This is a genomic window from Blautia intestinihominis (assembly GCF_040096655.1).
Lineage (GTDB): Bacteria > Bacillota > Clostridia > Lachnospirales > Lachnospiraceae > Blautia_A > Blautia_A intestinihominis.
The window spans coordinates 1-9,306 of the sequence record NZ_JBBMEI010000101.1 but is presented as its reverse complement, the minus strand read 5'-3'; the positions used below and the strand labels follow the sequence as shown (position 1 = coordinate 9,306).

The window sequence follows — 9,306 nt, the reverse complement described above, 5'->3', positions numbered from 1 at the left end:
TGGATAGATTCTTACTTTTACTGCCCGATTTATTTTCCTCACCTCGTATTTCTACATGTTTACAAATGATTTCAATTTCCATTTCTGAACAATATGTTCTTTTTTATTATAATACAAGTCATCCATGAGAACAAGCGTTTTCTTTTTTATTTATAAAATTCTTTTGATCATTTATGCTCAGATCTACAATTCATCTCACTACCTGCAGAGGTAGGAGAATTCTTGTTATATATTATGTTAAAAAACTGTGACCTCGGATTCTGAAAAACACTTCCAACGATCTTCGCCGTATCGTACAGCGGCTGCTCGGAAACTTTCACTCCATTTACCCAGGTTTCACCGCTCATTTTTCCCTCATAATTGCGGGATCAGACCGTTGATCAGTCGCGTAAGCGTTGTTTTGCCACAGCCACTCTCCCCGCAGAGCACGACTACCTGACCGTCTTCTATCGTCAGATCGATATCTCGAATTCCCGCAGAATGTTCATTATTTTCCCCGTAGGTAAATGTCACATGATCAATTTCTATCATACTATCTGCCTCCTAGAAAACAATGTATTTCTGTAGAAAGAATACCGCAAAACAGGATCAGGTCGCCCAGCAGGCCAAACACAAGACCCAGCGGTACACCCCAGTATCCCATTCCGGTAAGCCCCATCAGAAGGCCGCTTAAGATTGCCATTAATGTGACCATGCCAAACTTCTTTACCCTTGTCAGGAACAGCATGAACGGATTTCCTGTGATCAGTGTCCACAGCGCGCCAAGAATCGGCAGAAAGATCGGAACAAAGCTGATCGGGATCGCCACGCACCATCCTGCGTGGGAATTAGCCGAAGAATTTTCTATCAGTGAGACCAGTCTGAAAAACTATTTCCGTGGTGTTTACGGACAGAATATCTCTGTCTATCTGCGTGAAATACGTATGAATAAAGCCGGAGAATTACTCGCCACAACGCGTTTATCTGTGGCTGAAATCGCAGAGCAGGTCGGCTATCTGAACCAGAGTAAATTCGCCTCTGTGTTCAAAAAACAATTCGGTGTATCTCCTCTGGAATATCGCCGTTCCAGGCATCTGGAAAAGAAATGACCAGGGAATCATGCTCCCTGGTCTGCTATTAGATCCCATATTTCTTCAGATCGACTTTGCCATCGATCACCTCTACCCCGTCTTCTTCAAGAAGCTTCGCCTGTGTCCTTTCTCCACCAAATGCAAAGGCTCCTGCCAGTTCTCCCTTCGCATTTACTACGCGAAAACACGGGATATGCTCCGGGTCCGGATTTTTGTGCAGGGCATTTCCAACTGCTCTTGACATCTTCGCATTGCCTGCCATCTCTGCCACTTTTCCGTACGTTGCCACATGTCCCTTTGGAATTCGTTTGACCGCCTCGTAGATCCGTTTTGTCGGGCTGTCTGTGATGATATCATAGCTTTCGGCGATCATTCTTTTGATGTCTTTATCCGGTATGCTGCCATCCAGAATGATCGTGTTCCAGTACTCTTTGTTCTGATGATAACCTGCGATCACGGCATCATACGCAGACCGCCAGAAGTCACGCCACTCCGGATTTACCTTTACATTGAGATTGATATATCCGTCTCTTTCATAGATCCAGAGGAAGGCTTTCTTACTTCCCTTCACTCTCACCAGCTGCCAGTTTTGATCTTTGAACGGGCGTTCTTCATATACATTTTTAAAGGATAATCCAAATTTCAGTGCCTCTTCGCGTGTTTTCATAAGCAGAACACTTCCCTTGTAATACGTTTTCCACTGTCTGTTTTCATAACTTTCTCAATAAAGTTTTCGATATTCTCTTTGCTGTATTCACTTTCATATGCATTTACAATATAATCTGCTTCGATCAGAATCTGATAATCAATCCCCTCAATGTCTTTCAGTGTATGATGATGTCCTACCAGATATGCCACACGTTCAATCTGTGCCTCTGACATACCAGTATCTGCCAGAAATTCTTTTACAATCGGCATTCCTTCTTTTTCCTGATATTTGCCGTTTGTATTGCCATACTTTTCGCGACAGAAAGGACATGCAATGTCATGTGTGATTGCTGCGACTTCCAGAATATACTGTGTTTCCTGATCCAGATTTTCCAGTTCTCCGATTGTCTTTGCGTACGTCCATACGCACATAAAATGATTGATATCATGAATATTTCCTTTCGAAAAAGCAATCATTTTTTCCATGATTTCTGAGATTTTCATAAATAGTTCCTCCTGTTTCACACCAGTTTCATATACAGAAGTGGATATGGATTTCCTTCTTCATCGTATTCTGTTCTTTTGTACGTTTGGAAGCCCAAATGCTCGTAAAACCCTACTGCCTGCGGATTTTGCTCATTTACTGTTAATTCACGGACTCCATAATCCTGGACTGCATATTGAAGCAGCTGTTTCCCCAGACCTTTCCCTCGTACTTTCGGAGAAAGAAAGAGCATTTCCAGGCGGTTATTTTCGATTCCTATGAATGCTGTCGGTCCATCTGTCTCATCTTCCGCAATGATCAGATGTACAACACCCTGTAATGCCTGTGGAACATATTCTTTGATCTGAGTGATCTCCGCATCCGAAAGAAAATGATGTGTTGCACGGACAAATACTTCCCAGATATCCAAAAGATCGGCTACCAGCCGGGGCGTTCTTTCTCTGACTTCGTATATTTTCATTTCACGATTTCCTTTCATAAATGATTTCTTATTATATCATTTTATCCCCAGGAATCCAATTCCTTCTACAGCAATATAGCGCAAAAAAGTGGAATTTCTCCTGCTCATCAGAAGTCGTTCCACTTTTTGAAATTCTTATTATTCTGTTTTCTCATTCACCGCGATCCAGATCTCGCACTGGTAATTCGGATCTGAGACATCCTGTGATGAGTAAACCTCAAACTCCACATTCTCCGCATATTCATACTGTGCGCTCTGCGGGAAAAATTCTGTGACGATCTTATGATAAGTCTCGATAAAAGCATCCGGCATCTTTCCTTTGCTTGTAAAGACCGCATAAGTATTCGCCGGGATCGTCACGATCTCCAGGTCGTCGTCAACTTTTCTTCCATCATACTCGACACCGATCCCATAAGGAAACTGCTTCGCATTAAGCTCAGAGGAAAAACAAATTCCAAGCAGACCTTTCATCACCGGATCCTCCGGCATGCAGGCGATCAGCCTTCGCATTGTTCCGTTCGCACCGTACTCCTGCCACATTGCGGTAATGTCAGGCGTGGCATTTGCCGACTGTGGTTTATCAACTCTTTTTCTCTTGCAGACAACCTGAAATGCATCTCTTTTTTCAATTCTGTAATCCATCTTACTGCCTCCTGTTAAGGTTAATTTTACAGACAGGGGAGTAAAGATTCTGACTTTGCCGCTGTGTTTTGCTTCACTTGGTGCAATGCCATGGAATCGGGTAAAGGCACGGGAAAAACTTTCCGGCGTATCATATCCATATTTCATTGCTATGTCAATGATCTTTGCATTTCCCTTTGACAGTTCTTCACCTGCCAGAGAAAGGCGGCGCATACGGATATAATCACCAAGCGAAAATCCGCACAAAATACCGAAGACTCTCTGAAAATGAAACGAAGACGAATACGCCTGTTTTGCCACTTCTTCGAAGTCAATTTCTTCTGTTATATTCGCTTCCACATAATCAATCGCTCTCTGTATTCCCTGTATCCAGTTCATTCTTTCACTCCCTTCCTGGTGATTACAGTCTAGCAAAATATAAGAGGCATTTCCTGACTCTGCGTGCTCCCAGATGTTATGAAAAAAACCTCTATCATTTAATCAAAAAATGTCTTCCATTTATCACCTGCACGGTATGCATCAAAACACATTCTGATCTGTTCTTCATTGTTCTTTTCGCCTGCAAGTTCAGGAAGTTCGTCCTCTGCAAAATAGTCAAAACCTGTAGTCTCGATATTCTCTTCAAAACCTCCACCAGTCGCCGCGCAGAGCATGAATATCTTGCAGACTCTGTATGCATAGACCGGAAGATTATGCTTTTCCCTGTCCTGAATGGCGATCACACTTTTGACAGAAACATCAAGACCTGCTTCTTCTTTCACTTCTTTTATTGTGTTTTCTGTTACGGATACATTCACATCGCACCATCCGCCCGGCAGTGACCAGGTTCCGTTGTTTTCGTGAACGAGCAGGATTTTTCCCTCTTTAAATATTGCCGCGCGGGTATCAATTTTTGGTGTCTGATAGCCGGTCTCATTACAGAAAAGATCTTTTACCTTTTCCACTTGCAGACCGGAAAGCTCAGCCATCATTTCAGCAGAAATATCTCGAATGCGTTCATAACGTTCTTTGTCATAAACATCTTTTCCATAAGTAAGTCCTACCTGTGCAAGACTCTGTAGTTCCACGATCAGATCGATCCATTGTTTATTTTTATCCATCTTGTAAGTTCCCTCCTCAATACAAATTGATCTTCGTTTCAACAAGTCTGTCGCCTTCATACTGCAGTTTCGCGGAAAAAAAGCGTTCTTCGCCCGAAAGAAGCAGATCAAGAAACACCCTATCCCCTTCCCATGCAGGAAGTTCCGATACCCTGGCTTTGTCGATCCAGCAAAGCTCACCCTCATTGCATTCGATCAGTTCACCTGTATATCCGTCCGCTGTAAACACGCACATAAGCTCGGATTCAGATTCACTGTTTATAAACGTTACCAGCCCGCGAAATTTATACGAGGTGAGCGTAAGACCTGTTTCTTCCTTCACTTCACGCACGAGACATTCCTCAGGAGTTTCCTGACTTTCCACATGCCCGCCGACGCCGATCCATTTACCTTCGTTCATGTCATTCTTCTTTTTTACTCTGTGAAGCATCAGATATTTATTATCATTTTCTATGTAACACAACGTAGTTGTCGTCATTCCAGTTTTCCTTTCTTTCATACATTCCTATCTCTAATAACTATAGCATACTCCCAAACCAAAATACACAGACACGCCCCGTTTAATTGACTTTTCTGTGCATTTATGGTAATGTCTGGTTAGTGCAGCCTAACCGTTTATCAAAAAAATTTCAAGTTTAGGAGGCCTTTTTTATGACACCTGAAAAATATAAACAGCTTTCTATCAAAGAATTCACACAGGCAGCCAAGATTTACGACAGTGGACATGCCGGTATTTATGAAATGTGTAAGGATGATTACCCGCCGATCCTGGCAGAACTGGAAAAGGAGCCTTTCCACGATGTGCTCGACTGTGGCTGTGGAACCGGACCGATGCTTGAATTGCTCCATCAAAAATACCCGGATAAACATTATATCGGTCTCGACCTCACTCCTGAAATGATCAAGGTCGCTCAGGCAAAGAAGCTTTCCAACACGGAATTTATTGTAGGCGACAGCGAAAATCTTCCTTTTGCTGAGGATTCTTTTGATGCGGTGATCTGTTCCAACAGCTTCCATCACTATCCGAATCCTCAGGCATTTTTTAACAGTACTTACCGTGTTCTGCGAAAAGGCGGCCGACTCGTTTTACGTGACTATACCTCTTCAGATTTTATCGTCTGGCTGATGAACCATCTGGAAATGCCTCTGGCAAATCTGGCTGGTCATGGCGATGTGAAGATACATAAAGTCACAGAATTCATCGCCATGGCAGAAAAAACCGGCTTCACTGTACTGACTATGGAGAAACAGAAAGGGTTCCGCGCACACCTTGTTGCACGTAAATAACAGTAGATCATCTCATTGAAAAACGCCTGCGGCAGTCAGCTGTACAGGCGTTTTTGCGAATCCATCACTTACTTTTTTTCATAAATAATCCCCATTCCACTGATCATCCATGGTGTTGTTACAAACCCCGGGATAAAGTCGAGTTTCTTTTCCAGATTTCCTATGTAATGTACTTCTGAGATGCCTTCCGCTTTCAGTTCACGGACGAACTGCTCCATATCTCCGTACAGTGCTTTCTGGGAAAACATATCCTGAAAGGAAAAAACGCCGCCTTTTTTTACTACCCGTAGTGCTTCTCTTACAACATCCCGTTTGTCTTTTGCTGTGCGTACTTCATGGAATACAAAGTTGCTTACTGCCGCGTCAAAGGTTTCATCTGGAAAATCCAGTTTCGCAGCATCCCCTTTCTGGAAAGATATACGATCTGCAACACCTTCTATCTGTGCGTTTCTTTCACATTGTTCTTTGGCGTAATTCCATTCTGCGCCCCAGTAGTCCATTGCGGTGATCTGTGCTTTTGGAAAAGCTTTGGCACAGCGAACCGTAAGTGCGGCTGCCCCGCATCCGATGTCGAGTAGTCTGCCTTCTCCGTTCCAGTCAAGATGCTCGACCAGGTGCTCATGCACACCCAAAAGAACTGCTGCTCCAAACAACATATAGAGTGCTTTCTCCGGTACCCAGTTTCCGTAGTTTGCTTTTTCGTTCATGATTTTTTCCTCCTCACATTTCAAATCAAATCTGTGTGAGCACATAACAAATCCGAAAAAAATTATGTTTTGCAATAGAAAAAGCCTACCGCATTATTTGCGATAGACTTCTTTTTGTCCGTTCAGATATTTAATTAACGCCATTGTCCCTGCATCCGCGTGGATGCCGATCTCTCTTGCAAGCCTTATTCTTTCTTCCACGGTATAATCTCCTTTGATCAGTTCCATGTATCCCTGAAGCCTCATGGAAACCAGAATCCTGATAAGTTCCGCATCGGGGCTGACACCCATAAATTTGGAAAAATAGCTGGTAAATGCTGATTGCATCTGCATGTCAATCTGGCTCTTAAATCCTTCGTACCGGCTGCCCGCGGATTTCTCCATCAGAATGATTGCCTCTGCCGGATCTGATTAATTTTTGTTCGGTTTGTTTTCTTCGCTCATCATTCATAACACTTGTTATGTTAGCACGCACTAACCGTTTTGTCAACGTTACTATTCTACTTCCACAATTTTCCTTCTTTGTAGTGCTTTCTGCAAAGTGCCACATAACTTTCATTTGAACCAAGCATGATCTGTGCGCCTTCGCGGACGATTTTGCCATTAGCATATCTGGTGTTGCACTGTGCTCTTCTTCCACACCAGCATACGGTAGGGACTTCTTCTATCACGTCTGCAATCTCCATAAGCCGCCTGGAGCCCGGAAAGAGATGGTTCAAAAAGTCGGTGCGAAGCCCATAGCAAAGAACCGAAATATCATAAAAATCCACGATATCCGATAATCTGTCTACTTCTTCGGGCGAAAGAAACTGTGCTTCGTCCACCAGAACTGCTGCTACCCTTTTTTCATGGTAGATATATTCTGAAGTTTCAACATTCCAGCATTTCGAGATCTCCTGCAAAAAATCATCTACATATTCAGCCGGTGCAGACAGCCCTATCCGGGACTTGATCTCATCTTCCCCATCCCGGTTGTCAGTCCTTGGTTTTAATAATACCGCATACTGACCACGTTCTTCGTAGTTATAACGAACCATCAGAATATTGGCAGACTTCGAACTGCCCATTGCTCCGTATCTGAAATATAATTTTGCCATTTTTTAACCTTTCCCCGATTTTCCATACTGAAAAATCCTGCTCTGTATTTTTATTATCGACCAATCTGGTCAGGCCTTATATCTTGCATATATTCGATTATATACGACTACCAGTACCGGAATCCCAATTACACAGCCCACTATGATCAGGTCCAATGCTGCTGTAGAATTCCAAATCCCGGCAAATGTCGCCATCCAATAAATAATAGAGTATACGATCCACATAATTCCATTGGCATGATTGTAAGCAGTAATATCTGAAATCTCTGTCTCTTTAACAGTCTTTCCAGACCAGAACCACATAGGTTTTTTCCTGTTCCATGCGTAAATTCCAATTCCTGTGAGTAATGCACTGCATGGGATCATTATGATGTACCAGATCAAATTTTCCATAGAATTTCACCTTTCTCTCGGATTTTTTATCATTCCTCATGCCCTTTCACGAACAGTATAACACAAATAAATGTAGCCTGGTGAACAGATTTTCTATAAAAAGCTAACCATATTTGACTTTATAGACCGAATAGTCTATTCTGTAAATAAATTGTAAAGCACATGCACCTGGAGGCTGATATGATAAACGCTGTTAGTAATTACGAAAAGACGAAACTTTCTATGGCGAATGTTTTCCTGCAATATGACCAGGACACAATGATAGCCAAATTTTCATTAAAACACGATCCGTCCTGGTTGTATCTTTCTTTTGTTAAGCGCATCTATCGTATCAACAGGAAATCAGGAAATGTTCAATGGTCAGAGGATGATTTTAAAACTGTCTGCGAAGCAGATTATAATGAAGCAATGACCATTTATGATGTTTTGTGTTATTCCAAAGATGAATGTCATCTGGCACATAAGTTTGTAAACGTTGGTAGTCTTTCCACTGTCCAAACAGGAAATCTTTCTTCGAATAATGGATTTTTTCAGAATACTGCTGACTCTTTTAATGGAAAAATCCCAGAATTACACAACGCCTGCCTGACACTTTCCGGGAAAGAACTGAAAAAGGGCGATGTTGCTTTCGAATTAGAACTTTTTCCTTTTTTGCCAGTTATTATTCGTTTCTGGGAAGCAGACGATGAATTCCCGGCAAACCTTCAAATTCTTGTAGACAGAAATATTTTGGATTATATGCATTATGAGACGCTCATGTTTGCACTCACACATTTATTTCACAGACTGAAGGAGGAAATACACAATGACAAAGGGTGAAGAATCCAGGCAGCGTCTGATCAAATGTGCTGCCGAACTGTTCTGGAAAAACGGCTATTCTGCAACCGGAATCAGCCAGATTCTCAGGCAGACAGGACTTCCCAAATTATCAGCAAGAACAACAGGACGGAATTTTGCCGGCTGTCCGTATGCGGTGATGGGCATGGAAACTGCACTCAGCAGGCCGAACATCACATCTGCATTTATGGACGCACTGACATGCTCCCTCCACTTAAATCTTACAGATTTTGAAGTGGGGGTTTCCTGCTCGATTGCCCTTCAGGGCAAAGCTAAAACAGGCTATCCCCGCGTGTCCCGCGGTTCTTTTTTATCTAGTTACAGATTTTTCTATGTGCCGCTACGCACACTTTTTATATATCTTTTTTCCTTCTTTCAGGATATTGACAGCTGCATTCACATCCCGATCCATCCGGTTTCCACATTCACATATGTATGTCCGTTCTGACAAAGCCAGTTCTTTCTTCCTGTTCCCACATACGTTGCATATCTTACTGGATGCAAAATAACGGTCTACTTTTATAAGATATTTCCCACGTTCTTCCAGCTTATATCCAAGC

The 9,306-nt window shown here is 42.6% G+C and carries 16 protein-coding genes; 3 read left to right on the top strand and 13 right to left on the bottom strand.

The genetic code is table 11. The features are described 5' to 3' along the window. Positions 1 to 354: 354 nt before the first annotated feature. Both WMO75_RS17745 and WMO75_RS17740 read right to left on the bottom strand, forming a co-directional pair. The gene (locus WMO75_RS17745; RefSeq protein WP_349078639.1) at positions 355 to 531 is read right to left on the bottom strand and encodes an ATP-binding cassette domain-containing protein; all 177 of its coding nucleotides are present in this window, start codon (positions 529 to 531) and stop codon (positions 355 to 357) included. A gap of 1 nt (position 532) precedes the next feature. Beyond that, entirely contained in the window at positions 533 to 808 is a 276-nt protein-coding gene (locus WMO75_RS17740) for an MptD family putative ECF transporter S component (RefSeq protein WP_349078638.1), read from the bottom strand. Between WMO75_RS17740 and WMO75_RS17735 the strand changes: the two genes are divergently transcribed. After that, positions 726 to 1,088: a helix-turn-helix domain-containing protein gene (locus WMO75_RS17735; RefSeq protein WP_349078637.1), complete on the top strand. Its 363-nt coding sequence runs from the start codon at positions 726 to 728 to the stop codon at positions 1,086 to 1,088. The two genes, WMO75_RS17740 and WMO75_RS17735, sit on opposite strands and share 83 nt — an antisense overlap. Positions 1,089 to 1,116: 28 nt before the next feature. Here the strand turns inward: WMO75_RS17735 and WMO75_RS17730 are convergent, their stop codons facing one another. From WMO75_RS17730 to WMO75_RS17705, 6 genes are all read right to left on the bottom strand, one after another. Continuing rightward, positions 1,117 to 1,737, bottom strand: a complete 621-nt coding sequence (locus WMO75_RS17730; RefSeq protein WP_118699569.1) for a methylated-DNA--[protein]-cysteine S-methyltransferase — start codon at positions 1,735 to 1,737, stop codon at positions 1,117 to 1,119. Further along, entirely contained in the window at positions 1,734 to 2,222 is a 489-nt protein-coding gene (locus tag WMO75_RS17725; RefSeq protein WP_118699570.1) for an HD domain-containing protein, read from the bottom strand. The genes WMO75_RS17730 and WMO75_RS17725 overlap by 4 nt, the downstream gene beginning before the upstream one ends. A 17-nt stretch (positions 2,223 to 2,239) precedes the next feature. Continuing rightward, on the bottom strand, positions 2,240 to 2,683 hold the full coding sequence (locus WMO75_RS17720; RefSeq protein WP_118699583.1) for a GNAT family N-acetyltransferase: 444 nt from the start codon (positions 2,681 to 2,683) through the stop codon (positions 2,240 to 2,242). A 138-nt stretch (positions 2,684 to 2,821) separates the two neighbouring features. After that, positions 2,822 to 3,703 carry an effector binding domain-containing protein gene (locus tag WMO75_RS17715; RefSeq protein ID WP_349078635.1) on the bottom strand — a complete coding sequence of 294 codons (882 nt, stop codon included), beginning with the start codon at positions 3,701 to 3,703 and terminating at the stop codon, positions 2,822 to 2,824. Between the two features lie 98 nt (positions 3,704 to 3,801). Beyond that, the gene (locus WMO75_RS17710; RefSeq protein WP_118699571.1) at positions 3,802 to 4,425 is read right to left on the bottom strand and encodes an NUDIX hydrolase N-terminal domain-containing protein; all 624 of its coding nucleotides are present in this window, start codon (positions 4,423 to 4,425) and stop codon (positions 3,802 to 3,804) included. A gap of 16 nt (positions 4,426 to 4,441) precedes the next feature. After that, a complete protein-coding gene (locus WMO75_RS17705) occupies positions 4,442 to 4,903 on the bottom strand; it encodes an NUDIX hydrolase (RefSeq protein ID WP_118699585.1) in 462 nt (153 codons plus the stop codon). Between the two features lie 173 nt (positions 4,904 to 5,076). Here WMO75_RS17705 and WMO75_RS17700 point away from each other — a divergent pair, with 173 nt between their 5' ends. Then, positions 5,077 to 5,712, top strand: a complete 636-nt coding sequence (locus WMO75_RS17700) for a class I SAM-dependent methyltransferase (protein WP_118699572.1) — start codon at positions 5,077 to 5,079, stop codon at positions 5,710 to 5,712. A gap of 68 nt (positions 5,713 to 5,780) precedes the next feature. Here WMO75_RS17700 and WMO75_RS17695 read toward each other — a convergent pair whose 3' ends face one another. The 4 genes from WMO75_RS17695 to WMO75_RS17680 form a co-directional block, all read right to left on the bottom strand. After that, positions 5,781 to 6,419, bottom strand: a complete 639-nt coding sequence (locus WMO75_RS17695; protein ID WP_118699573.1) for a class I SAM-dependent methyltransferase — start codon at positions 6,417 to 6,419, stop codon at positions 5,781 to 5,783. A 93-nt stretch (positions 6,420 to 6,512) separates the two neighbouring features. Beyond that, complete coding sequence (locus tag WMO75_RS17690; RefSeq protein WP_227222262.1) at positions 6,513 to 6,803, bottom strand: hypothetical protein; 291 nt, start codon at positions 6,801 to 6,803, stop codon at positions 6,513 to 6,515. Between the two features lie 116 nt (positions 6,804 to 6,919). Continuing rightward, complete coding sequence (locus WMO75_RS17685; RefSeq protein ID WP_118699575.1) at positions 6,920 to 7,516, bottom strand: thymidine kinase; 597 nt, start codon at positions 7,514 to 7,516, stop codon at positions 6,920 to 6,922. Between the two features lie 69 nt (positions 7,517 to 7,585). Beyond that, positions 7,586 to 7,909, bottom strand: coding sequence for a hypothetical protein (locus WMO75_RS17680; protein ID WP_291580490.1), 324 nt, complete (start codon positions 7,907 to 7,909; stop codon positions 7,586 to 7,588). A gap of 180 nt (positions 7,910 to 8,089) precedes the next feature. Here WMO75_RS17680 and WMO75_RS17675 point away from each other — a divergent pair, with 180 nt between their 5' ends. Further along, a complete protein-coding gene (locus tag WMO75_RS17675) occupies positions 8,090 to 8,728 on the top strand; it encodes a DUF3786 domain-containing protein (RefSeq protein WP_158583655.1) in 639 nt (212 codons plus the stop codon). A 358-nt stretch (positions 8,729 to 9,086) separates the two neighbouring features. Here WMO75_RS17675 and WMO75_RS17670 read toward each other — a convergent pair whose 3' ends face one another. Next, entirely contained in the window at positions 9,087 to 9,269 is a 183-nt protein-coding gene (locus tag WMO75_RS17670) for a zinc ribbon domain-containing protein (protein WP_349078640.1), read from the bottom strand. Between the last annotated feature and the right edge of the window lie 37 nt (positions 9,270 to 9,306).